Source organism: Streptomyces sp. NPDC017520 (assembly GCF_044329855.1).
Taxonomy (GTDB): domain Bacteria; phylum Actinomycetota; class Actinomycetes; order Streptomycetales; family Streptomycetaceae; genus Streptomyces.
In genome coordinates this window covers 26,867-48,293 of sequence record NZ_JBIRKB010000023.1, presented here as the reverse complement: position 1 = coordinate 48,293, position 21,427 = coordinate 26,867, and the positions used below count along the sequence as shown (strand labels likewise).

At 68.7% G+C, this 21,427-nt stretch carries 26 protein-coding genes and 2 pseudogenes; 9 read left to right on the top strand and 19 right to left on the bottom strand.

Annotated elements, in window-relative coordinates; translation table 11 throughout:
* Nucleotides 1-141 precede the first annotated feature (141 nt).
* The 5 genes from ACH4KB_RS34475 to ACH4KB_RS34455 all read right to left on the bottom strand — a co-directional run bounded on the left by ACH4KB_RS34475 (nucleotide 142) and on the right by ACH4KB_RS34455 (nucleotide 3,921).
* Nucleotides 142-1,248, bottom strand: a complete 1,107-nt coding sequence (locus ACH4KB_RS34475) for a ParB/RepB/Spo0J family partition protein (protein ID WP_398070468.1) — start codon at nucleotides 1,246-1,248, stop codon at nucleotides 142-144.
* Nucleotides 1,248-1,982 (bottom strand): ParA family protein, encoded by a 735-nt coding sequence (locus ACH4KB_RS34470; RefSeq protein WP_398070466.1) that lies wholly within the window; start codon nucleotides 1,980-1,982, stop codon nucleotides 1,248-1,250. Before ACH4KB_RS34470 ends, ACH4KB_RS34475 begins: the two co-directional genes overlap by 1 nt.
* Nucleotides 1,983-2,312: 330 nt before the next feature.
* Complete coding sequence (locus ACH4KB_RS34465; protein ID WP_398070464.1) at nucleotides 2,313-2,981, bottom strand: hypothetical protein; 669 nt, start codon at nucleotides 2,979-2,981, stop codon at nucleotides 2,313-2,315.
* A complete protein-coding gene (locus tag ACH4KB_RS34460) occupies nucleotides 2,978-3,499 on the bottom strand; it encodes a nucleoside 2-deoxyribosyltransferase domain-containing protein (RefSeq protein ID WP_398070462.1) in 522 nt (173 codons plus the stop codon). Before ACH4KB_RS34460 ends, ACH4KB_RS34465 begins: the two co-directional genes overlap by 4 nt.
* Entirely contained in the window at nucleotides 3,496-3,921 is a 426-nt protein-coding gene (locus ACH4KB_RS34455) for an HIT family protein (RefSeq protein ID WP_398070460.1), read from the bottom strand. Before ACH4KB_RS34455 ends, ACH4KB_RS34460 begins: the two co-directional genes overlap by 4 nt.
* Nucleotides 3,922-4,169: 248 nt before the next feature.
* Between ACH4KB_RS34455 and ACH4KB_RS34450 the strand changes: the two genes are divergently transcribed.
* The 3 genes from ACH4KB_RS34450 to ACH4KB_RS34440 all read left to right on the top strand — a co-directional run bounded on the left by ACH4KB_RS34450 (nucleotide 4,170) and on the right by ACH4KB_RS34440 (nucleotide 6,730).
* The gene (locus tag ACH4KB_RS34450; protein WP_398070458.1) at nucleotides 4,170-4,994 is read left to right on the top strand and encodes a barstar family protein; all 825 of its coding nucleotides are present in this window, start codon (nucleotides 4,170-4,172) and stop codon (nucleotides 4,992-4,994) included.
* A gap of 145 nt (nucleotides 4,995-5,139) precedes the next feature.
* Nucleotides 5,140-5,568, top strand: coding sequence for a hypothetical protein (locus tag ACH4KB_RS34445; protein WP_398070456.1), 429 nt, complete (start codon nucleotides 5,140-5,142; stop codon nucleotides 5,566-5,568).
* Between the two features lie 211 nt (nucleotides 5,569-5,779).
* Nucleotides 5,780-6,730 carry an RNA-binding protein gene (locus tag ACH4KB_RS34440; RefSeq protein ID WP_398070454.1) on the top strand — a complete coding sequence of 317 codons (951 nt, stop codon included), beginning with the start codon at nucleotides 5,780-5,782 and terminating at the stop codon, nucleotides 6,728-6,730.
* Between the two features lie 118 nt (nucleotides 6,731-6,848).
* On the opposite strand, the gene ACH4KB_RS34435 is transcribed toward ACH4KB_RS34440, so the two are convergent.
* The 3 genes from ACH4KB_RS34435 to ACH4KB_RS34425 are packed head-to-tail and all read right to left on the bottom strand — an operon-like array spanning nucleotide 6,849 to nucleotide 10,704.
* Complete coding sequence (locus ACH4KB_RS34435) at nucleotides 6,849-7,268, bottom strand: hypothetical protein (protein ID WP_398070452.1); 420 nt, start codon at nucleotides 7,266-7,268, stop codon at nucleotides 6,849-6,851.
* Nucleotides 7,268-9,577 carry a hypothetical protein gene (locus ACH4KB_RS34430; protein WP_398070450.1) on the bottom strand — a complete coding sequence of 770 codons (2,310 nt, stop codon included), beginning with the start codon at nucleotides 9,575-9,577 and terminating at the stop codon, nucleotides 7,268-7,270. Before ACH4KB_RS34430 ends, ACH4KB_RS34435 begins: the two co-directional genes overlap by 1 nt.
* Complete coding sequence (locus ACH4KB_RS34425) at nucleotides 9,574-10,704, bottom strand: hypothetical protein (protein ID WP_398070448.1); 1,131 nt, start codon at nucleotides 10,702-10,704, stop codon at nucleotides 9,574-9,576. The genes ACH4KB_RS34430 and ACH4KB_RS34425 overlap by 4 nt, the downstream gene beginning before the upstream one ends.
* 188 nt (nucleotides 10,705-10,892) lie before the next feature.
* On the opposite strand from ACH4KB_RS34425, the gene ACH4KB_RS34420 reads away from it, so the two are divergent.
* The 6 genes and pseudogenes from ACH4KB_RS34420 to ACH4KB_RS34395 all read left to right on the top strand — a co-directional run.
* Nucleotides 10,893-11,192 carry a hypothetical protein gene (locus tag ACH4KB_RS34420; RefSeq protein WP_398070446.1) on the top strand — a complete coding sequence of 100 codons (300 nt, stop codon included), beginning with the start codon at nucleotides 10,893-10,895 and terminating at the stop codon, nucleotides 11,190-11,192.
* Nucleotides 11,189-11,599, top strand: coding sequence for a hypothetical protein (locus ACH4KB_RS34415; protein ID WP_398070444.1), 411 nt, complete (start codon nucleotides 11,189-11,191; stop codon nucleotides 11,597-11,599). Before ACH4KB_RS34420 ends, ACH4KB_RS34415 begins: the two co-directional genes overlap by 4 nt.
* 541 nt (nucleotides 11,600-12,140) lie before the next feature.
* Nucleotides 12,141-12,506, top strand: coding sequence for a peptidase inhibitor family I36 protein (locus ACH4KB_RS34410; protein ID WP_398070442.1), 366 nt, complete (start codon nucleotides 12,141-12,143; stop codon nucleotides 12,504-12,506).
* An 86-nt stretch (nucleotides 12,507-12,592) separates the two neighbouring features.
* Nucleotides 12,593-13,216: an ABC transporter ATP-binding protein gene (locus ACH4KB_RS34405; protein ID WP_398070440.1), complete on the top strand. Its 624-nt coding sequence runs from the start codon at nucleotides 12,593-12,595 to the stop codon at nucleotides 13,214-13,216.
* A complete protein-coding gene (locus ACH4KB_RS34400; RefSeq protein ID WP_398070439.1) occupies nucleotides 13,216-15,810 on the top strand; it encodes a hypothetical protein in 2,595 nt (864 codons plus the stop codon). The genes ACH4KB_RS34405 and ACH4KB_RS34400 overlap by 1 nt, the downstream gene beginning before the upstream one ends.
* A 106-nt stretch (nucleotides 15,811-15,916) precedes the next feature.
* A pseudogene (locus tag ACH4KB_RS34395) lies at nucleotides 15,917-16,009 on the top strand (GNAT family N-acetyltransferase); the annotation flags it as partial.
* Nucleotides 16,010-16,141: 132 nt separating this feature from the next.
* Here the strand turns inward: ACH4KB_RS34395 and ACH4KB_RS34390 are convergent.
* From ACH4KB_RS34390 to ACH4KB_RS34340, 11 genes and pseudogenes are all read right to left on the bottom strand, one after another.
* Nucleotides 16,142-16,818: pseudogene (locus ACH4KB_RS34390) on the bottom strand (GGDEF domain-containing protein).
* Nucleotides 16,819-16,905: 87 nt separating this feature from the next.
* The gene (locus tag ACH4KB_RS34385) at nucleotides 16,906-17,208 is read right to left on the bottom strand and encodes a hypothetical protein (RefSeq protein ID WP_398070437.1); all 303 of its coding nucleotides are present in this window, start codon (nucleotides 17,206-17,208) and stop codon (nucleotides 16,906-16,908) included.
* Between the two features lie 90 nt (nucleotides 17,209-17,298).
* Nucleotides 17,299-17,616, bottom strand: coding sequence for a hypothetical protein (locus ACH4KB_RS34380; RefSeq protein ID WP_398070435.1), 318 nt, complete (start codon nucleotides 17,614-17,616; stop codon nucleotides 17,299-17,301).
* 14 nt (nucleotides 17,617-17,630) lie between these two features.
* Entirely contained in the window at nucleotides 17,631-17,831 is a 201-nt protein-coding gene (locus tag ACH4KB_RS34375) for a hypothetical protein (RefSeq protein ID WP_398070433.1), read from the bottom strand.
* Nucleotides 17,828-18,094 carry a hypothetical protein gene (locus ACH4KB_RS34370; protein WP_398070431.1) on the bottom strand — a complete coding sequence of 89 codons (267 nt, stop codon included), beginning with the start codon at nucleotides 18,092-18,094 and terminating at the stop codon, nucleotides 17,828-17,830. The genes ACH4KB_RS34375 and ACH4KB_RS34370 overlap by 4 nt, the downstream gene beginning before the upstream one ends.
* Nucleotides 18,091-19,071 carry an AAA family ATPase gene (locus tag ACH4KB_RS34365; protein WP_398070429.1) on the bottom strand — a complete coding sequence of 327 codons (981 nt, stop codon included), beginning with the start codon at nucleotides 19,069-19,071 and terminating at the stop codon, nucleotides 18,091-18,093. The genes ACH4KB_RS34370 and ACH4KB_RS34365 overlap by 4 nt, the downstream gene beginning before the upstream one ends.
* Nucleotides 19,068-19,427: a hypothetical protein gene (locus tag ACH4KB_RS34360; RefSeq protein ID WP_398070427.1), complete on the bottom strand. Its 360-nt coding sequence runs from the start codon at nucleotides 19,425-19,427 to the stop codon at nucleotides 19,068-19,070. Before ACH4KB_RS34360 ends, ACH4KB_RS34365 begins: the two co-directional genes overlap by 4 nt.
* Nucleotides 19,424-19,885: a Pycsar system effector family protein gene (locus ACH4KB_RS34355; protein WP_398070425.1), complete on the bottom strand. Its 462-nt coding sequence runs from the start codon at nucleotides 19,883-19,885 to the stop codon at nucleotides 19,424-19,426. The genes ACH4KB_RS34360 and ACH4KB_RS34355 overlap by 4 nt, the downstream gene beginning before the upstream one ends.
* A gap of 63 nt (nucleotides 19,886-19,948) precedes the next feature.
* On the bottom strand, nucleotides 19,949-20,233 hold the full coding sequence (locus ACH4KB_RS34350) for a hypothetical protein (protein WP_398070423.1): 285 nt from the start codon (nucleotides 20,231-20,233) through the stop codon (nucleotides 19,949-19,951).
* Nucleotides 20,234-20,235: 2 nt separating this feature from the next.
* Entirely contained in the window at nucleotides 20,236-20,790 is a 555-nt protein-coding gene (locus tag ACH4KB_RS34345) for a hypothetical protein (RefSeq protein ID WP_398070421.1), read from the bottom strand.
* A 28-nt stretch (nucleotides 20,791-20,818) separates the two neighbouring features.
* The gene (locus ACH4KB_RS34340) at nucleotides 20,819-21,283 is read right to left on the bottom strand and encodes an RRQRL motif-containing zinc-binding protein (protein ID WP_398070420.1); all 465 of its coding nucleotides are present in this window, start codon (nucleotides 21,281-21,283) and stop codon (nucleotides 20,819-20,821) included.
* Between the last annotated feature and the right edge of the window lie 144 nt (nucleotides 21,284-21,427).

Here is a 21,427-nt window from a genome sequence, read left to right as displayed (position 1 = left end):
TGGTCGTCGAACGATCCCAGGATGGCTACGCGCAGAGCAGTAGTCGGTTGCCCACTGCAGCATGCAAGCGAGGGGAGCCCTTGTCTGCCTCGCCTTTCTCCGAGGAAGGGAAAGAGGCTGACAAGGGCTCCGGTTTAGCGGCTACGCGTCTTTGAGAAGGCCTGCGGCAACCTGCTGGAGGATGGCCGCAAGTGAGGTGCGAGCCTCGGTGGTGAGGTTTCCACTCATGTCTGCGATGACGGCGTCGATCCCGCTGCTGCGCTTGAAGTAGCGGAGGATGAAGGCACTGCGTTGCTGGGCGTCGAGCCGGTCGAACGCGGCGTTCATGAGGGCTTCGCCGTCCTGCCACGGCAAGGCGATGGCCTCGCCCGGGGAGTTCGTGGTGGTCCGCGGCTCCGGCACCGCAACCACAGGTGTTTCCGCCTCGGCAGCCGCCACTCCCCCGCTGAATGCCTTCGGCTCGGTGCCGGGGTTCAAAACCGGGTTTTGAACTGGTGGCCTCGCCGGAGTGGTCTGGCGTTTCCGAGGAGCCTTTGGTTCCTGTGCCTTGCGGATCTCTTCTGCCGCGATGGCCTTCTGCTGTTCCGGGTCTTGGATCTTCGCGATCCTCTCGGCGGTCTTCACCTTGATCTGTTTGGTGTCGACGGCGTCCCGGAGCTCGGGGTCAAGGTCGAGGAGCGACAGGCGGTTGGAGACGTACATCTGCGATTTGCCGATGCGCTCTGCGACCTTCTCCTGTGACCCGTGACGCTCGACCATCCGCTGCAGGAACACTGCCTCCTTGTAGGGGGGAATGTTCTTGCGGTGGATGTTCTCGATGATGACGGCCTCGTCGACCTTGTCATCGTCCTGGTTGCCGAGGCGGTCGCGGACCCTGATCTCGAACTTGGTCCAGCCGAGCTGCTTGGCAGCGTGGAAGCGGCGGTTGCCGAGGACGACGACCCACTGTGCGTCACCGAGCTGCGGTCCGTGTTCCGGCTTGACTGCCAGGAAGGCCTCGCGGGACATGGCGACGGCCGGCTGCAGCTGGCCGACTGCCTTCATGGAGTCCTTGAGTTCACGGAAGGCTGCGTCTTCGTCCGTGTAGTCGGCCTCGGTGCGGGGGTTCTCTGGGTTGCCGGTGATCGTGTGCATGTGGACGGTGGTGGGTGGTACGTCCGGCTTGGTGTCGTCTGGGACGGTGGTGCGCTTGCTTCCGGGCTTGCCGGGGCCGTCGAGCAGGTCTGCCCAGGGCTTCTTCGTGGCCATCAGCGCGTCCCCTTCTTGCCTGCGCCGAGCTCGAGAGCGAGCTGGTAGAAGTCTTCGCGGGCTTCCATGGCTACCCGGTTCTTCTTGTACTGCGTGACGACCGTGCCTTCGAGCGCTGCCCGGGTGTGGACCTTGTAGTGGCGCACGACTGTGTTGGCGAGGTTCCACTGCTGGGCGCGGATGAAGTCCTTGGTCTGCTCAAGGTCGGCTTCGCCGTCCCGAGGGTCCCAGTTGTTGATGACAACGAGGTAGGGGGTGCCGAGCGGCTTCACCACTTCCTCGATGGTGTCGCGGGTCGGCATGAAGCCGAGCGGCTCGGGCTCGACGGGGACGATGATGTCGTCGGCGTTGGCCAGCACGGCGCGCATGGCGTCGGCGGCGGTGCTCTGGCCGAAGGGGTCGCCGGCCTCTTGCTTCTCGTCCTCGGGAAGGTCCATCCACCCGGGGGTGTCGATGAATGCGTGCTTGACCTTGCGGGACTTCTTCAGTTGGGCGAAGAGTTCAAGGTCGTCCCTGGAGTTGATCTGCTCGAAGGAGAAGGGCAGCTCGCTACCGACGCGTTCCGACCACCAGGTGGTGGATCCCTGCGGGTCTGCTGAGACTGCGGCGACGTAGTGAGGGGCGCCTTCGGGGGACTCGCCCAGCACGTGGGCGGTGATGGCGGCCGTGTTCACGGTGAGCGTCGACTTCCCGACGCCACCCTTCCGGTTGATGAGCGCGGTGATCCGTGCCATGGGTGTGCTCCTGATGCTCCGTATGCTTCCCAGCCACTCGGCTGGTACTAGCGGACCGGGACAGGATGCCACGTTTCGCCTTTCCGAGGAGCTGGGGCGTGCCGCTTCAAAACCCGGTTTTGAGAACTCGCGGTCTTCTGTATCGGATCGATCTTCAAAACCGGGTTTTGAAAGGCCCCAGGGCTACGGAGGTCTACCCCAGGCCCGCGAGATGTCTTGGCCCAAGAACGCAAGGAGGCCCGGCTCCCCCGTGATTGGCGGCGGGGAAGCCGGGCCTTCGGTCTGCTAGGTCTCGATCTCGGAATCGGGGAGGTCAGTCGCTCACCGACGCTACGGCGTCGGCCAGGAGCACTGAGGGGTCGTCGCCGCGTAGGAGTCAGCGAACATGTGGTGGTCGCTGACGTTGAACGGCCCGAACCTCGCGGAGATGCGGTGCCCGGGCACGAGCGTGGTCTCCCGTCCGTCCAGTGCGGCGGCGAGCCGATCGCCATCCTGCTGGGCGTGCCGGGTCTCGGTGTACGGGCCGAGTCGGAGCAGGGTGTGGCCGTTGCGGGTGTCGTCGCGTTTGCGGGCCTCGATGTAGAGGGCGTAGTGCGCGGGTTCCATGCCGACGTCGTCGGGGAGGTCCAGGGCCGCCGCGGCGTGGGTGAGCGGTGTGTAGGCGGGGTTCCAGGCGCCGAGGATCTTGGTGGTCTGGCAGCGCAGCCAGCCGAGCTTCCGGTAGCGGGTTCCGTGAGGCGTGTACGGGCCTTCGGGGTTCTCAAGGGTGACGGCGATGAGGTCGGGGCCGTGGTCGTCGCCGGGCCGGGTGTGCGCTCGTTCGATGTATGGGCCGACCCGTACGGCGATGGCCTGGTAGTGGCCGGGTGCCCAGGGCTCCGGGTCGCGCAGGGCGGCGATGGCGGCGAGGTTGCCGCGGAACGTGTCGAGGGCGGCCTGGTCCTGGGGGGTGAGGGTGCCGGGGGCGTTGCCGCAGCGGCGGAAGGAGGGGAGTTTCATCGGGCGGTCTCCTGCTCGGTGCGGGCTGCCGGGGTGGTTGCTGCAACCAGTGCGAGGGCTGCGGCCACGGTGTCGGTGAGGGTCTCGCACACCGGGATGCCGTGGCGGTGGGCCACGTAGATCAGGTACCGGTTGCGCTCGGGGTTGGGGCAGTCGGGCGGGCAGCCGAGGACCGCCCGTCCCGACCGGGCGTCCAGCCCGAATTCCACGTTCGTGGTCATGCCCGGCAGGGTGCGCAGGTCGCGGGGGATCCAGAACAGGATCGCGGTCGCCGCCGCGCGGGCGGTGGTCTCCCAGTCGACCTGGGTCTCGTACCGGTCGGCACGTTCCCCGTCGCGGGATTCGGGGCTCACGACGGTCAGCGGTGTCTGACCCGTCCACTGCTCGTCCAGGAGCCGGGTGGCCTCCGGTCGCCAAGACGGGACCGGGGCGTTCTTGTCGGGGGTGGGACCGGCCAGGAACACGATGGGGCCGGCGGGGATGGGCTCGCGGGCCATGACGAGGCGAACGGCGCTCATCGGGTGCCTTCGGCCTGGGTGGTGGCGCAGGTGGTGCAGGTGGTGGGCTTCGTCCAGGGAAGCAGCAGGCCGTCCTTCTTGGCCCGGGGAACGATGTGCCAGTGCAGGTGGAACACCGTCTGCGTGGCGTCCGGTCCGACGTTGGTGATGAGGTTCAGGTCGGCGCCGGTCTCGGCTGCGTACTGGGCGGCGCGGCGGACGGTGTCGGCGGTGATCTCCGGGTCTTCGATGGCGTCCGCGACGTGGGTGCGCGGGATGACGAGGGTGTGCCCGTCGTTGACGCCGCCGCGCGGCTTGATGGCGAGTGCGTCGTCCCACTCGCGCAGGATCGTTGCGGGCGCCCGCTCGGAGACGATGTTTCGGCGCAGCTCTTGTGGACGGGCTCGCCTGCGTGGGAGCGCATCGGGGTGGGCTGGTCGCACAGGGTGCAGGGGCGGTCCTGCCAGCGGTCGAAGTGGCTGGCGTCGCGCCAGTCGAGGAGGCCGCCGTTAGGAACAGTTCGCCTGTCTCAGAGCCGCTGTTGTCCCAGTGGATCCGCCTCAGAGATCTGCAAGGAATCCGCCGATAGGCGGTCGATGGTGTCTCACATTGAGCGAAAGATTTTGCCCTGCTGTGACCTGGCGATCCATCGGCTCCGCCCCAGTCCTGTGCTCGGTACGATCGGCAGCTCATGGGGGGTGCGGTGGGATCAGTAAGTGCCGGGGCAGAGTTCAAGTACTCCCTTGCCAGTGACGACGGTAGTAGCGACTTCTGGGGCTTCGCCCGCGAGGCCAGGGGCTTGTTCGGTGTGTCGGAGGACGGCTTTCGGCAGGTCGAGCTGCTGGGGTGCACACCTCGCGGCGGGCTGCTGGCCGCCCTTGACCATGTCGGCGGCCACCGCGCCCGGGCGGGGAACGCCAACCTGGCCCTGCTGGATGCCGAAGGCGTCGAGATGGGGTCTTACTTCGTCAACGACGTTGCCCCGATCGCCGCCAAAGCCTCGGCCCTTGGTGCCGGCCTTGTCGATGTCACCGTGCAGCTCTCGTGCGACCAGACGCTTCCCGGCTCCGATTGGATGTGGGAGCTGATCCGAACCGGGCAGCTGAACCGGAAGGGTCTGTGGCACTCCCTGGACCAGCAAGGTCGGCGTGCGTGGTTGTCCGTGGCCCTGTGGTCCAGCGAATACCGGCGCCGCGGCAAGAGCTCGGACATCGCGCCAGGCCGCGTTTTCGTGCTGGACGGCCAGCAGGTCCACGACGTGGACAGCTTCTACTGTGCGATCGGCGAGGCGGTCAACGGGCCCGGCGGGTACTTCGGGTGGAACCTCGACGCTTTGAATGACTGTCTCAGAGGCGGCTGGGGTGCCGCGCCTCCGTTCACCCTGGAATGGCAGTATGCCGAAGTTGCCAGGTCACGGCTGGTGGAACACCGGGCTGTGCAGGGTGACCCGGCCACCTTGTTCGAGCTGATCCTGCACATCATCGGAGAGCATGACGTCGAGGTCGTCCTGGTGTGAATCGGGTGCCGACACATCGTGCCGTCGGTGGCACGGGTGTACCCCAGCCCCATGCTCAGCGCAGTCGCGGCCCGAATTCCCTCGCGCTCACGCCATCGACCGCGAGAGGATCCTGCGAGCAGAAGCAGAAAAACAGGGAGTCTGAGTGCGCGGTCAGACAGCGAAGATCGCAACACGCTGCGGCGATTGCGGCGCCATGGCAGTCCGGCAGGTGAACCAGTTCATCCTCGACGATGCCCTGTGGTCGGATTCCGAGTTCTCCTGCGCAGCCTGTGGCACCCATATATGCGAGGACTCGGGCCCGGGGACGGTGCCCGACGATGTGCGAGAGGCCCTGCTCGCCGCGAACGGGTCCGCCAGGCTGCGACTTGCCGGTCCGCTACCAAGCCATGTTCCGGCCCTGAAGGTCTTCAGGGAAGTCTCGGCGGTTTCCTTGTCGCGGGCCCGGGAACTGGTCGGCGAACTGAGCGGCGACGGCCTGGAAGGGACGTTGCCGGAGATGGAATTCCTAATGGCCCGACTGCGCACTCGTGGGGTCCCCGTCGACATTGATCAGCGGGAGGGGTTCCGTTGATGTCGCCTGTCGGCGTACTCGCGTGTTTTGGCCGCGTGTTTGCAGAGGCAGGTGGATGAACGTGCAGAGCAGGTGTCCTGTACCAGTGCTGCGGGGGCAGTTCCGCCTTTCTGTAGGCAGGTGCGCAGTGCCAGCACTACCGGGTGCGCCACCTGGCAGGCGGCTGTCACGAACTACGCTGGCACCCGTTTCCCACCGCAAAAGGAGCAGCGTGCCGCCGTCCTTCGCCCACCGGGTAACCAAGTACAACCCCGCCGACCGCGACGAGCACGGCCGCTACAACGGTGCCGAGGACACGGTGAGCGACCACGGGCCGGTCGAAGCGGCTTACTTGGAGGCGATCGCCGCCTTCGCGCGGGACTCGGGTATCGACCGGCTGGAGATTCGCGAGCCAGAGGTCACCGGCCGGGTCAACTTCGGCCTGGAAGTGCCGGTCGACGGACACGGCCTCGCCGGGCTGTTCCCGCCCGACCTCGCTGGCTACCACGACGGGGCCGAGGTCTCGGTGCCGGTTGCGCTGGAACTGGTCCGTGCCATGCTCCGCGACAATGGTGCCTGGTGCAGACTGGAGTGGCGGGACACGTTCACCGTGCACGTCGGGTGGGACCAGTACGTGTACGTCGGCAGCGACCAGCCCTGCGAAGAATCCGTCGCCCAGACCCGCGAAATCGGGTTGTTCGCGGAGTCGATCACTGCCTCGCCCTACGCCGCAGACCTCGAGGAACCAGAGGTGACACAGGTCGCGGACGAGGACTTCTGGGAACGAGTACGCGTAGCACTGGCCTCATCGCAGGCGCTGCTTCTGGAAGAGGCATACCTCCGCAACGCCACCCGCTGGCACCGCCTCACCGAGGACACCCTCCACGCGGTGCGCGTCGCTCTAGGCCCACGCGCGCTACTGACTGTCTGGCCCGACCTCACCCCTGATGTCGACGCGGTCCTCGCCGCACTGCCCCAGGACGAATCCGTGGAGTTCGTCTGGGAGGCACCGGACGCAACGATCCATCACGTCACCGTTGACGAGAGCGACCACCAACAACTCGCGACCTTGGTGGCGGGCGCGCGGGCTGCCTGCGTGCTGCCCCTACCCCTCGACGAACACCCCCCGCTCTTCCAGGCCGCTCTGCCCGACAGCGACGGCGTGCTGCGCGCCCGGTGGTGACCTGGTTTTTCTGTTTCCTGTTCATCCGGTGCGACGCCCCCAGGCCGCGCCCACAGCCGCATTCGGCACCCTGCTTGACGTTCACGTCACCCGCTTCCTGAGCTGACTTGTTCGCAGGTCATGTCTCCACGGAGCTGCCGCCCTGCAGGAGACCGAATCGGTTCTGCTGCGGTGTGCGCGCAGCCTTCTTCTTCAGCTCGATGGTTTCGCGGTAGAGGTTCGCGGTCACTGTAGCGAGGGCATCGAGTTTGGCCTGTAGCTCGCTCGCTTTCTTGTTGGCTTTGCGGAGCCTGGCTTCGAGCTCGGCGATCGTCTCATCGCGGCGGACCTCTCCGGGTGTCCGTAGCACTGGCTTGGCGACTTGGGCGTCCCACTCAGCCAGGACGTCATCGGCGCGGTGAACGCTCGCATGGCTGACCCGGGCCTCGCGGGCGAGGTTCTCCTTGGTCAGCGCCCCGTCGGTGTACAGGGGCTGCCCGGCAAGGAGTCTGGCCATGGCTTCGCGCAGTTTGCCCGCGGTGGCGGCGGAGACCGGCATCAGCTCTGATTCCTTATCGTGTCGAACTGGATGTTGGCAGAGCGGACTTCCGCCAGACGGATTTCCGTCTGCTCGCGCAGCGGCTTGGACAGCTTCCTCTTCAAGAACTCCGCCAGGTCAGCCTCTTCCATCCGCCAGACGCGCTCGTGGGCGACGGTGAGGACGGAATTGCGGCAGCGCGAGGGCTGGCAGGCTCCCAGGAGCGGGGTTGTTCCGCGCCGTTCGGGCGGGAGCTGGTTCTGGCACTCGGCAGTGGGGGCGTTCCACAGGCAGTGGTTGATGGTGCCGAGGTGAAGGTCGGCGAACTCGTCTTGCAGCAACGTGATCTCCAGGCGATCGTCGGCGATCTGCGCACGCAGGTCCGTGTTTTGCTCGACTGCCTTGTTCACTCGGTCCAGTCCGGCGTGGAAACGTGCGGTGCCGGGACCGACCGCGATGGCCTGGCCGGCGCGACGGGTCTGGAGAAGGGAAACCAGCTTCTGGGCTGCGGCGGTCTGCAGCTGAGTGTCGAATTCCTTGGCCCACCGAGCGTCGGGCTTCCCATAGGCGAGGGTGGTCCGGTTGGCCAAGGCCCGGCGGGCCGCGTGCTTTAGCTGGATGCCGAGGGCGATCTCCCCGTCCGGCTCCTGTGCGGCGATTACGGCCATCGTCCTGCGGAACATGTGGGGCCGGACCAGCCCGGCCGGGATCTCGTCCAGGCCGGTGAGGTGCCGGTTGGTGTTCACCGTGGCGATGAAGTCCTTGATGTCTCCGATCGCATCGAAACCTTCACCCAGTGCGGGGTTAAGGGCGGCGAAGACCCTGGTGTCATGGCGGGACAACGCCTCGGCGACGGCGATCGCTTGGGCCACGGGGTCGATGATCCACCAGTGGGCACGTGGACGGGAGTCGTCGTGCTTGGTCTTCCTCGAAGCGATGGCAGGAGCCCCGTAGTGCTGGGTGACGGCGCCACGTGTGATTTCGAAGATCTCGTTGTCGCGCATGGCAGTGAGCGCCGCTACCCAGATGTAGCAGGCGGCTCGGACCATCCGCGGGCCTTGGTCAGTGCCCATGAGCCGCACTCGTCCCGGGGTCGTGGCCGTGGCCTCGATCACCCATGCGCGCCGTGCCGCACCCCGTGGACTGCGGCGTCCGTCCAGGGCGCTGGGGCACTGCGTGCCGAAGACCAGCCTGGTCACCTCCGTCCAGACCGGTTCTCCGGCACCGCCAGTGCCCCGACCGTCGGGGTCTGTGATTGGGATGAGGTGGGAAGGGTCCTTCAGCCACCGTCGGAGGATCTCGTCCTGCTCGTCGGGCGGGATGCGTCGCCTGTTCGTGCTCGAAACAGTTCGGTCCACGGGCTGCCCGGGGCTCTGTGACCGGGTCCGGCCGGTCTCCTGGATCCAGCCTTCCACGCGACGTCGCCGAGCCAGCCCTGACGGATTCCCCTCGTGGAACAGCGTCATGACCTCGGCCACTTCACGGCTCAACGGCGTCCACAGGGGCCGGCCCTCGTCCGGCGTCCCCGCCAGGAGCGCATTGACCGGCACGCTGGAGCCGGGGTCAGCGAGCCACCGTTCCAGCATCGCGTCGAGCCGTGCGGCGCCCCGGACCCCGGTGCCGTCCCTCTGCCCGCCCTGGTGGGCGAAGCGGGCGAGGATCTCGGGCGCGAAGCGGTCGATGTAGGCCCAGGCAGCTCGTAGCAGAGGCCACCACACCTCGGGCGCGATCGCAGCAGTGGACAGTTCGTCCGTCCAGGGGCACTCGGCGACGGCGGCAGCCGACTGCCCCGGCCACGGGTCCTCCAGCGTCGGGACTCCGGTCAGGACCGGAGAAAAGGACACCAAGTGGCGGACGGCGGCGACCGTACGGGCGACTGATCCGGGCGCGGTGACTGCGGCCCTGGACGCGATGAACTCCTGCCAGTCCTCCACCCGCCACTGCCCGAAGTCATCGGGCAGCAGCTCCTTGGCCGCCCACGTGCGCAGCATATTGAGGGAGAACCCGACCGAGGCAGTCGTTCTCAGCCCCCACTTCCCGGGCGGAAGGAAGATCCCCGCAGCCTGGAGGGCCTGGTGCTGCGGGTTCAGCATGCAAAACGCGATCTCCCTGCTCAGCAGGTTCCATCTCGGCTCGTCAGGGAATGAACACCGCCACTCGCTGGCCGGCTTGTTGGCCGGGCGCCGAATGCAGTTGCCCGGCCACCGGTCGGCACGGCCGAACACGGGCATAACCTCGTGTGCGACTCGTCCGGGCAGACTGGCATAGACCGGCTCGTCGTCTGCGAACGTCGCTGACTGAAGCGCTGGTGAGGGGGCGGGGATGGTCACCGGTCGTACTCCGTTCGCATGCCCAGCGGCAGGCTCAAGGTCAGTGCACGCTCCGCGATGAGCTTGCGGGCGGCGGACAGAAGGTCTGCGCATTCCTCGAACACCGCAGCAAGGCTGCGCGACTGGCGGCCCCATACGGCCTCCCAGGTGGACGGCGTCAGGACCTGGCGCATGTGTTCGATGTGGTCGTGCAGCAGGAGCTGCTGCGGCAGCTGAGAGACGAAGACGACCGCATTGCCGCAGGCCATGCACATGGCGGGGGCGACGTGGCAGAGCTTGCCCGGGACGCTGTGCGGCGAGTCGTGCGGGTCCTTGCAGTTGCTGACCCCCATATCAAGTTCTCCGTCGCGCAGGTCGGCACCCTGCGCGGGGGTGACACCGAGCGCGCCGGCGACTTCAGGATCGCCCAGCCTGGTCTGTGCGTCGGGCAGCACCAGGGTCGGCTGTCGCGTCACCTTCTCGAAGACCTTGTTCTGTGCGCGGTTCATCGCCGCGCCGGCCAGGACGTGGGCGGTGGTGCCATGGGCATAGTGAGTGCCGAAGACGCGGACGCTGTGGTCGTCGCCGGCCAAGTCGGTCAGTGTGCCCCCGAGCGCCACCACCTTGGTGGTCTTGGCGGTCTTGCGCAGTCGCCGGACCTCGTGCGGACCGGCGATGCCCTTGGGGAAGGCCGCGCCGGGACCGGTATGCCGGGAGATCCAGTGAGTGAAGCGGCGGCCCGGATCACTGAACGGTGCGTGACGGGGCTCCATGCCGTGACTGCGCCGGTGTTCCACTGCGGTGAACAGCCACGGCTCGAAGCCGAACGTCTCCCGGGTGAGCGCGTTGACCTGGATCAGGCGCCGCAGCAGGCCAGGCACGTCCCACCGCCCTCGACCCGCAAAGGCCAACTCGCCGTGGTGCAGCGGGCCGAACGCCGGGCCCATGAGGTGGAAGTCCGCGCGGACGCGCTCGGCACGGTGCTTCGCCAGGACGATCCGTACCCCCTCCGCATTGAACTCCACATCGGACGCTTGGACCATGTGCAGTTCCTCGGGCGTGCAGTCGTGCATCGCAAGCAGCAGCAGAACCCGGAACGGGTGCAGATCGATTTCCTGAGGGAACAGCAGCCGGTGCAGCATCCGCATCAGGCCAGTGAAGCCGCGCGGACACCGCCGCCCGGCTGCGCGACTGCGTCGCCGCAGGTGAGAACGTCTCCGGCCCCGCTGCCCGCAGAGCCCTCACCGCTGCGGCACAGGTTCCCCGCTTCGAGGGCCGCATCGTCTCCAACACATTTGCGAAGAAGGCAGCCGCATTCCTCGCCCGGGACGGCGTGGTGCTCTTCGACAACCCCGACGCGCTTTTGATCTGCGCGTTCAAACGAGAACACGCGCTCTGCGATCCCGATCCCGGGGCGAACGCCCCCAGGCAGTACGAGTGCCGGCCAGGTTGCGGCAACGCCGTCCGCACCGATACCCATGCCCGGCTCCTGCGGGAGCGAGCCGACGAGATCTACCAACTGTCCGTTCACGCGCCGAAACCGGTTGGCAAGCGCCTGCGAGCCCACGCGGACCGGCTCCGCGAGACCACCGAAGCTCACTTCGCCGCCGCCCGCCCAACCGAGGAATGGACATGACCCAACAGCACCAGGACGAGCGCATCCGCATCCGCGAAGCCATGGACCGGCTCCTGACGGGACAGGCCACCTCCTCCGACGGCAGCTTCACCGTCGTCGCCCTCGCCGCCGAGGCCGGAGTCCACCGCATGGCCCTCATGAAACGGCATGCGGATCTGAAGAACGAGTTCTACGAACGTGTCCGCACCGGGACCGCGCAGGTCCCCGAATCAGAGAAGCGGCTGCGGGAGACCGTCACCCGGCTCAAGAAAACGGTCAGGAACCAGAAGACGGAAATCGAAGAACTACGGCAACAGGTCATCCGGCTCGCCCTCGCTGCTGCTGTGCTTACCCAGGGGAAGAACGTGCCATCGGAGCCCGTTTCCCTCCCGGACAACGTCGTCCCGTTCCGTCTGCCCCTCAGCTGAACTTGCTCATCGCCCCGAAGAACACCGAGGGCATCCGACCAAGCTGAAACGCCTGTTCACACGGGGCATCCTCACCGAACCCGAGCCCGACCTGTTCGCCCAGCCCCGTCCCTGACCGCCCAGCCGACCAGGGCTCCTTACCCATTCCCAACCCCGAAACGGACATCAGTTCGCATCCCGCACTCTCACACTGGAGTTGCAACGCTGAAGAAGCTCCTATGGGGCGTGCTTGAATCCCAGAAGTGGAATCGATGATGCCGCTTGCGAACTTGAATTCAGCCAAAATGATCGCCCAAACGGCGGATATTCGATCCTGCACTTGCCGCTACGGCGCCTTTGCAACGTGCCGTACATCACATCCGACACTTTGCGTTGCCGAGATTCTTCGAAACGTGATTCCATCCGATCTTGCAAGCATCTGGGGGGGAAGTTTCTGCCGGTACGGACGAGGCGTCCGTGCTGCGTAACGCGGCTTGCCTGACGGCGTGATCCCGAGATGCCTGTGTACGTGCAATGTCGGGAATCACGAGAAGGAGAGCACGTGAGAATCAAGAAGGCTATCGCTTCCGTCATGCTCGTCGGCTCCGCCCTTATGGTCACGCCCGTGGCCAACGCGGCGATAAGCGACTGCAACAACGACAACATGTGCATGTGGGGCAACAACGACTACCAGTGGATGATCGGCGAGCGGGCCCACGGCAGCGCGACGCTCGTCAATCTGACCGGCGACAAGAACAACGCGATGGACTCGTGGTCCAACGAGTCGGGCACCCACTCGGGCTGCATGTACGGCGCCAGCAACGGCACCGGCGACAGGCAAGGCATGGCTCCGGAAGCCAATGACAACAACGTCTCGCCGCTGAACAGCGACGAGGTCACCTCGTGGCGAACCAGGTACGGCTGCTAAACCGCTCAGAGAGCAGAAGGGCTGACAAAATGGCCGGAGCACCGCTCATCCAAACGCGCGACTTGTGTAAAGCCTACCGATCGGCAGTGGAAACGGTGTGGGCAGCACAGGAGGTGAACTTCGCCGCCAGCGCGGGCGAGTTCGTCTGCGTATACGGGGCGAGCGGCTCCGGGAAGTCGACCCTGCTGAACCTGCTGGCCGGCCTGGATGTCGCCGACACCGGTGACATCCAGGTCGCCGGTGTCGACGTCAGTGCGGCGGATGAGGCCGAGCGCGCGCGGCTGCGGTTGGACGCCGTCGGAGTGGTCTTCCAGCACCACCAGTTGGTGGAGGAGTTCACCGCCGCCGAGAACGTTGCGTTGCCGCTGGAGGCCCGCGGGGATACGCCCTCTGCTGCCCGTGCAGAGGCTGTCGCCCAATTGGCCCGCGTGGGCCTGGCCGGGCTGGAGGACCGACTTCCAGGTCAGATGTCCGGCGGCCAGCGGCAGCGGGTGGGTATCGCCCGCGCGCTGGCCGGTGACCGCGCCGTGCTACTGGCGGACGAGCCGACAGGAGCGCTGGATTCGGTCGCTACGAGGGAGATGTTCACGCTGCTGCGGAAGTTGTGCGACGAGGGGGTGCTGGCAGTGGTCTGCTCCCATGACCCTCGCTGCCGGGAGTTCGCCGACTCGGTTTATGAGGTCGTCGACGGCCGCCTGGAACACCGCTGATGGCGCGGCAGCTGAAGCAGGCCGGCAAGGGTAGTTCGGTCCTGCCGCAGCCACGGCTCGCTGCACGGCTGGCGTGGCGGCTGGGCCGGCGCCAGGGCCAATGGATCGGTGCCTCTTCAACGGTGTTCGTGGCGGGTCTGTTCACGATGGCCATGTTCATCGCGTTGTCGACGTTGTCACTTTCAGGTGCTCAGGAGGCCGATCGCGACTTGGGCCGTTTCGACGCTCTCGCGAGCGCTGAGATGACGCTTCCCCCTGGCAGTAAGACGCCGGCCATGGCCGGGGCGGCTCAGCGGGCCGGTGCGAACGAGTCCGCCGCCTTCCTCTCCGCGCTCGACGTGCAGCTCGCCGTCACTCCGGCGCGGAACGTGACCTTGCTGGAGGGGCAGTGGAAGCCCAACCCGTACCCCGATGTGTACGAGTTGACGGCCGGGCGCTGGCCGCAACAGCCGGGCGAGATCGTTGTGACCGACCCGGGGGACGTCAAAGCCGCGGCCGGCCAGACGCTCACCGTGCTCGGTGACGTTCGGCTGCGCGTGGTGGGCGTCGCAGACAACCATTACGCGAACACCTCGGCCCTGCTCGCCGCTCCAGGCACGTGGAGCAGTCTCGACCCGGAAGTCGCTGAGGGCTACCCCTCCCTGGGCGCGCAGCCGTACCTGCTGTGGACCGGGGGTCCGGAACAAGCCGTCCTGGATGCGGTGGCAAAGACGCTCACGTCGTACAGCGATGGCTCCAGCTCGCAGCAGGCCGAGGGCGGACCGGAACTTCTGCCCGGCCCGCCGACCCTTCGGGCACAGCTGGAGACCGAAACAGCCGATTACTGGATCGAGAAGTCCCCCGCCGGATACGCCATCCCCGCCGTTCTGGTCCCCATCGGCGCCGTGCTGCTGATGTTCGGGCTCGTCGACCGACGTCTGCGGCGCACCACGGAAACCATGGTCTCCTTGGGGCTGCGACCCGCCACCACGGTAGCGGCCGTGAGCTTCGCCTGCGTGGCATGGTGCCTGGTGGCAGCTACCGCCGGTGCCGCTGCCGGAGTTGCCACCGGCTGGGCCCTACGGCCTTTCCTGGCGTACCTGCAAGACCGGCCGGCGGGAGATGTCGAAGGAATCACAGACGCTGCTGCGCAGCTCCTCGCTCTGGTCGCGGCAACCGGAGTGCTGACTGGTGCGGGACTGCTCCTGGCCCGCCGGACCCGCAGCGAGCAGCCTCACCCCACCACCACGTCACCGGCAGACCAGCCGCAGGCGAAGAATCTCCGCAAGAAGAGCGCTGCCACGGTTGTCCGCGATGTCCGCCAACTGGCCGCGCTGGGCGTCTGGTGCGTCTGCGTGGTCTACACGGCAACACGCCTCGACACTCCGTCCGAGGGCATGTTCCTGACCGCCCTGATCACGGCCGCGGTGGTGCTGACGTTGCCGGAGTTCTTCGGCCTCGCGACCCGTCTACTCACGGAGCGTGACGCCCGCCGCAGGCTGGCCCGCCGTCAACTGCAGGCCGACCGACGGCGGGCACAGGCCGCCCTCGCCGTCCTCACCGTGATCATCGGCGCCAGCCTGGGCATGCTCGCCCTGCTCGACACCCTGATCCGCAGCAGCGAGAACACTGTGCAACCGGACGTCATGCCCGGCCAGGTGCTACTGGCGCACCGGGCCAGCAGCGCCTTCGCACCACCCGAGCGGGTACTCACCGTACTGAAGGAAAGTAAAGTTCTCGACGGCCTCCCCCAGGCGGAACTCCACCGCCTCTCGAAGGAGTCCGTGGACGAAAGCGGCCCCGTCCCCAGCACAACTCGCCAAGGCAACGACGGCGGCATCCTGGCCGTCGACTCACCCGACGACGTCCCCGTCCTGACCGGCCGCCCCCTCACCGCCGACCAGCGTGCGCTGCTCAACCGCGGCGGCCTCCTCGTCTGGGCGGACCGCGACAACGCCCCACCCATCGAAGGACAGCCGACCCGACTGGTGGTGGCTGAGGACGACCGCATCCTCGCCCAAACCCCTCCCCTGCCCTCCAAACCGCTGGAACTCGCACGCACGGGCTGGCGCGCCGGCACGGACGGAATCCTTCTCGTCGACACCGCCCGCCGCCTCGACCTCCCCATCGCCGTGCGGGGCCCGATCATGGTCGCCGACGCCGACGACGGCCAGGACGCGCGCGTGCAACAGGTTCTCCAGGACCACGCGATCGACGCGCGCGCCGCCTACATTTATGTCGAGCCAGAACCACCGGTCCCGGATACCGCGCTCTACGTCTCCGCCGCGGCCTTGGCCCTGCTTGCGCTCACCACCGTCCTCACCGCGCTCCGCGGCCAGACCCGAGCACTGAAGACCTACACCGACAGCCTCATCGCGCTCGGCATCCCGCCATCCTGGGGCCGCCACATCATCCTCTGGCAGTACGCCGTGCTTCTGGGAACCGCCACTCTCCTCGGGCTCTTCATCGCCATCGTCCCGACCGTGGCTCTGGCCACCCAGATCCCCGAATTCCAGCTCAGCATTCCCTGGGGACAGATGAGCCTGCTCCTCGCCACTCTCGCCCTGGCCTCCGCACTCGCCGCAACCCGATCGACGCTCGCTCTACGCCGGTAGGGGCGACACCGTCCGTCACGGATCGTTCTCAGGATGAGCGAAGCGACCACCGGCCCGGCGGACACGCGGTCCCAGCCGTATCCGGTGCCGCGCCGACGCGGCCCCGGACACGCTCATCGCGCGGCAGCGTGACTTCTACGCTGCTTGTGGTGAAGCGGTCGAACGGAAGACTCGCGCACATGATCTCCCTGCCGAAATCCGGAGAGTCAGGGCCCTAATGAGACTGAACAGAAAAGCTTGACAGGGAACGCGCCGGTCAGGATCGCGGTGGTCCACGGCTGCCTGATGCTGATGCCGCGGATCCAGTCGCCTTCGGGCAGGGGCGCGGCGCTCATGCGGCTCGCCCCCACATCGATGTGCCCGGCCTGCCCGCACGGCGGCCGTTGATGGACGGCGTCGTGGCGTGCGCGGCGGTGGCGAGGTGGGTGCGGCCGGTGTGTTTGCCGTCGTAGAGAGCGGCGTCGGCGGCCCTCTGCAACGCGGTCAGGTCGCGGGTGCCGAGCACGTCCGGGGTGGCGGCGCCGACCGATGCGGCGACGTCGACGGTGCGGCCGTCGTCCAGGACGACCGGCGTGTGCAGCATCCGGACCAGCTGCTCCAGGCGCTGCGCGCGGTGTGCGGCGGTCAGCTCCAGGACGACTGCGAACTCATCGCCTCCGAGCCGGCCGATCGCCGCGCGCGGGCCCGCCCAGGCGGTCAGTCGGGCGCCGATCGACGCGAGGACGGCGTCGCCCGCTGCGTGCCCGAGGCCATCGTTGATGGCCTTGAACTTGTCAGCGTCGATCATGACTACGGCCGTGTCGTCGCCGTGGCGGGCCAGGAGCCGGCGGGCGCGAGCGGTGTAGGAGTCGCGGCGCAGCAGGCCGGTCAGCGGGTCGCGCTTCGTGGCGGCGAGCTTCTTGTCAGCGCGACGGCGTGGACCACCCAGCCGGTCAGCGGCACGGCGGCGGTGGTGATCAGGAGGGTGCGTGGGCTGAACCGGCCCGTCGTGTGCAGGACGGAGTCCATACTGAGGTCTCCCTCTCGTCTCGTACGGGATGGGTGGCCCGGGGCAGTCGTCAGCCGGTCAAGCAGGGCGGCTGTCCCGGGGCGGAGCTACAACTCGAAGGTGCTGGGCTTGGTCCAGCGGTAGGGGTTCGTCCAGCGGCTGGTGGTCGCGGCGGGCCAGTCGAGCTCCCAGCCGGGCCGGTATCCGCAGGCACCCCAGCCATCCGGGCGTCCGTGCGGGATCTCGCGTCCGGCCTCCGTTGCGGCGCGTGCCGCGTCGTAGACCTCGTGGGCGATCCGTACGGCGGCGCTGCGGCTGTCGGCCCGGCCGGTGAAGACGTGCAGACCGTGCAGGCCGGGTGCCTCGGTGCTGCGTATCGGGACGTCCACCTCGAAATACGGCAGCGGCATGACGTCCATCTCCTCTCTTGTTGAGGGGCCACCGCGACCGCCCCGGCCCCTGCGGGTGCAGGAGCCGGGGCGGCACGGAGTGCGCTCAACTCAGATGGGGCAGCTGGCTGCTCCGATCGCGTCGCGCAGGTGGGTGCGCGCCCAGGCCAGGAGCGAACGCTGGTCGCCGTCCGGGCTGGTGAGTGCGTCGGTGAGGTAGTCGGCGGCGTGGTCCAGGTCGTCGCTGGCGTCCTCGTAGTGAGGATGGCGGGAGTCGGCGAGGAGGTCGCGGACCTCTTCCACCAGGTCGATGAACCGGGACGGGGCGAGGCTGCGCGGCGGGTCGCTGCCGATGAGGGCGGCGAGGTCTGCGGTGAAGCAGGCGTCGAGCGCGGCGAAGGTGTCGGTCTTGGTCAGTACGTCAGCCATGAGGTTTCTCCTTGTCAGAGGTCGAGCCGGATGGTGATCGGGGTGCGCGGGTCGCCGGAGTTGGTGTGGACGGTGCGGCGGTGCGCGGCCAGGCCGGCGCCCCCGCCCTGGATCGGGAGGTGGCAGTCGGGGCAGCCGCGGAACCAGTCGTCCCCGGCCGGGAGGTCGGCCGGAGTGAGGGGGTGCGGGTGCGGGCCGTCGGCGGCGCGGCTCACTGGTCCTCGCCTCCGGCCGGCTGCCGGTCGGCGAGCGCCAGGAGCTCCGCGGCGAGGTCCGGCGCGGACAGGATGGTGCGAAGGATCGAGGCGATCCCGGACCGCTCGATCGGGTTCAGCCGGTCCCACACGGCATGGGCGTCACCGTGGACGCCGATGGCCTTGAGGTAGTCGGCCTCGGTGGTGGCGGTGTGCTGGGCCCCGCACCGGCCGCACCGGAAGACGGCCTGGTCCCAGCCGCACGCCGGGGTCGTGGTGCTCATCCCCTGATCGCCTCCATGGCTTGCTCCTCGAGGTCGGCGCGGCCCTCGGGGTCGTCCTCCTGGTCGTCGTTGTCGTCCGGGCCGTGGAGGGTGCAGCGCACGTCCGGGTCGTTCATCAGCTCGCCGGTCAGGGCGCGCAGGAGGTCGGTGACGTTGTAGGCCGGGGCCCACGCCTGGCCTTCGCATTCGTCGTCGAAGGGGCAGCCGACCAGGACGTCGAAGCCGACGTCGCCCGCTCCGTCGACGTCGTTGCGCTGGGCGAGGACGATGCGGTCCGCTCCGAGCCGGATCTCCGCGACGCGGTCGCCGTCGGCGAACGGCGAGTTGTCGCGCCAGCGCCACATCGGCAGGATCTCCGGGCCGAAGTAGCGGCGGACCAGGAGCAGGTCACCCAGCCCTTCCCCGTCGTCCCAGCCGAGGTCCGCGCGCCGGGCGTCGCTGAGCGGCTGGAGCAGCGCCTTCAGGCGGTAGAGGTTCTCCGCGACGACGACGTGATCGAACCCTTCGGCGGGCAGGCCGGACCACGCGTCGACCATCGCCGCATGCTGCGCGAGGACGACCTGCTCGGGCACACGACGGTTCGCGGGGCGGCCTTCCTGGCGCTGAACGCAGACGGAGGCCGGGGTGGAGACGAGCAGCGCGACGGTGGGAACGTCGTGGCGGCGGGCGGTGGCGATCAGGTTCGCGCGCACGGCCTGCTCGCAATTCGTCGCGTCGACGACCGTCATCTTCCGGCGGGCGAGGCGCGCCTCCAGGACGGCCTGGAGCGCGAACACCGCGTCCTCGGTCGCTTCCTGGCACCCGGCGTCGTCACTGACCAGGGCCCGGAACCTGTCGAGCTCCAGGACCTGCGTGGCGGGCCAGGTGGCAGCCCACGTGCTCTTGCCCGATCCGGCCGCGCCGATCAGGCACACCAGCGACGGGTCGGGGATCGTCGTGTCGACGGGCAGCGCGTTGTCCATGCGGAAGGTGGTCATGCGGCTTCTCCCTGCGGGTCAAGAGCACGGGTGGCGTAGTAGGTCTGCAGTCCGGCGTTCTCGGTGATGAGGGCCGCGGCCTCGTGCAGCGGGCACGACATCTCGCCGTCGCGGTCCGGCTCGATGCGTCCGGCGGCCTGTCCGGCGACGGTGAGCAGCTGCGCGAGGGAGCCGAAGACGCCGTCCTGGCGGTGGTCCTCGTGGTGGAGCTCGCGCAGAATCTGGGCGAGCTCCTGGGCGCCGGTCTCGCCGCGCAGTTCGTCCTCGATCTGCTGGAGGGCGAGTTGCACGATCCCGGCGGAGGCGTGGACACGGTCGATGCGTGTGCGGGGCGCGGGCCCCGGGGCCGCCGTCACCGCGCGAGGCTGGCGGCGGCCAGCGCGAGCAGGACCAGGGCGGTGAGGCTGAGGTCGACCGCCCGGCGCAGGTGGAGGTACTTGCGGACCGCGAGCGTGGACAGCACGCGGACGCGGGTGGCGCGGGTGTCGCCCTCCATGCAGGAGCGGATCCCGTCCTCGTCGAGCTGCGCCCAGTGGGGGAAGGAGGCACGGTCGTCCGCGCGAAGTCGGGGCCGGACGACCAGGAGCAGGAGCACGGCGGCGGTGCCCAGGGCGAGGACGGCGAGCGCGCCGATCACCTTGGGCACGGTCGGCAGGTCCTTGTCGGCGACGGACGCGAGTCCGGCGAGCACGGCACCGTTGAAGGCCAGCAGTAAGGACGCCTTGCTGTCCGTTCGTGCGATCTCGTTGGCGACCGAGGCGCAGGCGGTGTCCAGGTTCTTGTCGGTGGTGGGGGCGGGGGCCGTGGTGGTCATGGGTGGTGGTTCTCCCTTGTGGTGGCCGGGCGGGCCGCACGTGGCGGCCCGCCCGGCGGATGGTCAGAACGGGGCTTCGTCCGGCCAGGCCGGGGCGGGCAGGAGCCGGACGTAGAGCTCGCGCCGCATCGCCCAGCAGCTGCACGCCTCCATCTCCGGGAACGGCCCGCCGGTCCACCAGCCGCCCGCCCCCCGGCAGTCGGGGCAGGAGCGGCGGGCAACGGGCGTGAGGTGGATGTGGTGCCGGTCGGCGGACATCTGCCAGTGGCCCGCCTTGAGGACGGTGGCGGCCGCGGCGACCGTGACGGGCACGGCGGCCGCGACCAGCAGCACGGTTCGGGCGCGCACGGTCAGGGCCGGCCGAAGGGCTGGACGGTGAAGCGGATGCCCTGCCCGGAGCTATGGGGCGTCGCGGTGAGGAAGCCGGGCTCGCTCTGCGCGAGGGACGCCAGCAGCGCCTTGATCCAGGGGGTGGAGCGCTGGAGGTCCACACGCAGAGCGTTGAAGTCGGCGAGGTGCACCGGGTGCGGGTTGGTGCCGTAGCGGTGGCGCCACAGGCGGGAACGGATCAGTTCGACGGCCTCGGGGTCTTCGGGCCGGGAGGGCACACCGCGCGGCATCGCCCGGCAGGCCGAGGCGTGCGCGTTGGCGGCCAGGGCGGCCTCCGCCTCCGACGTCAGGTTGTTGCCGGCGTTCTGGTCCGCGCGGTAGGTGCAGCCCAGGCACGCGGTGGCGTAGTGCGCGGTACCCCGGTCGGCGTCGGCGGTGTAGACGAGGACGGTCGCGCCCTCCAGCGCCCGGTAGCGCTGGGAGACGATCGTGCCCTCCGGCGTCCAGGTCTCCGGGCCCGAGGCCGGGACGGAAGCGGGGGCGGGGGCGGGGGCGGTGCGGGCGAACAGAGCCACGGTGACTCTCCTTCGAGGGGTTCGTTGATCAGGCGGCGAGCCGGTGGGTCACCGGTGCCGTGGAAGCGATGTAGGTGTCGGGGCTGGGCTCGTAGCCCCTGGCGCAGGGGTCGCAGCAGCCCTGGGTGCGCAGCGGGAGGCAGAAGTAGTAGCGCCTCTTGCACGCCGGGCACGTGGACCTCGCGGCCATCGCCCGGTCCAGCGCCCATTCCTGTGCGAGCGTCGGCACGCGTTTGGGCCGGGCGAGGTCCAGCCGGTACAGCCAGCCCCGGGTGGGGTGGTTGCACGACTGGTCGGGCCGGTAGGCGCAGTACTTGCAGCGCAGGACCGCGACCGGGGCGTGCCCGCCGGGGCTCAGGCCCCGCTCGCGCAGCTGCCTGCGGGTGACCAGGCCCTCGGGACAAGAGCGCCGGTCGAACTCCTCCAGCGTCGCGGAGCTTCGCGGCAGCTTCTTGCGCTCCCGGCGGGGCCCCTTCTTCCGAGGGCGCGGCATCACCGGCGCCAGGTGCCGGGGAGCCGGGCGGGGCGCTGCGGGTAGCGGGGGCCGGGGCGCTGCGGGCGGGGCCGGCCGATACGGCGGCGCGGGCGGGGGATGAGCACGAGTGGTCTCCTCCAGAGGGTTGAGGGACGACACCGC

What these genes read in the sequence shown, in the direction of transcription:
- ACH4KB_RS34475 (WP_398070468.1), bottom strand. Translation starts at nt 1,248, where the DNA reads ATGGCCACGAAGAAGCCCTGGGCAGACCTGCTCGACGGCCCCGGCAAG.
- ACH4KB_RS34470 (WP_398070466.1), bottom strand. Translation starts at nt 1,982, where the DNA reads ATGGCACGGATCACCGCGCTCATCAACCGGAAGGGTGGCGTCGGGAAG.
- ACH4KB_RS34465 (WP_398070464.1), bottom strand. Translation starts at nt 2,981, where the DNA reads ATGAAACTCCCCTCCTTCCGCCGCTGCGGCAACGCCCCCGGCACCCTC.
- ACH4KB_RS34460 (WP_398070462.1), bottom strand. Translation starts at nt 3,499, where the DNA reads ATGAGCGCCGTTCGCCTCGTCATGGCCCGCGAGCCCATCCCCGCCGGC.
- ACH4KB_RS34450 (WP_398070458.1), top strand. Translation starts at nt 4,170, where the DNA reads ATGGGGGGTGCGGTGGGATCAGTAAGTGCCGGGGCAGAGTTCAAGTAC.
- ACH4KB_RS34435 (WP_398070452.1), bottom strand. Translation starts at nt 7,268, where the DNA reads ATGCCGGTCTCCGCCGCCACCGCGGGCAAACTGCGCGAAGCCATGGCC.
- ACH4KB_RS34425 (WP_398070448.1), bottom strand. Translation starts at nt 10,704, where the DNA reads ATGCGGATGCTGCACCGGCTGCTGTTCCCTCAGGAAATCGATCTGCAC.
- ACH4KB_RS34415 (WP_398070444.1), top strand. Translation starts at nt 11,189, where the DNA reads ATGACCCAACAGCACCAGGACGAGCGCATCCGCATCCGCGAAGCCATG.
- ACH4KB_RS34400 (WP_398070439.1), top strand. Translation starts at nt 13,216, where the DNA reads ATGGCGCGGCAGCTGAAGCAGGCCGGCAAGGGTAGTTCGGTCCTGCCG.
- ACH4KB_RS34385 (WP_398070437.1), bottom strand. Translation starts at nt 17,208, where the DNA reads ATGCCGCTGCCGTATTTCGAGGTGGACGTCCCGATACGCAGCACCGAG.
- ACH4KB_RS34380 (WP_398070435.1), bottom strand. Translation starts at nt 17,616, where the DNA reads ATGGCTGACGTACTGACCAAGACCGACACCTTCGCCGCGCTCGACGCC.
- ACH4KB_RS34370 (WP_398070431.1), bottom strand. Translation starts at nt 18,094, where the DNA reads ATGAGCACCACGACCCCGGCGTGCGGCTGGGACCAGGCCGTCTTCCGG.
- ACH4KB_RS34365 (WP_398070429.1), bottom strand. Translation starts at nt 19,071, where the DNA reads ATGACCACCTTCCGCATGGACAACGCGCTGCCCGTCGACACGACGATC.
- ACH4KB_RS34355 (WP_398070425.1), bottom strand. Translation starts at nt 19,885, where the DNA reads ATGACCACCACGGCCCCCGCCCCCACCACCGACAAGAACCTGGACACC.
- ACH4KB_RS34340 (WP_398070420.1), bottom strand. Translation starts at nt 21,283, where the DNA reads ATGCCGCGCCCTCGGAAGAAGGGGCCCCGCCGGGAGCGCAAGAAGCTG.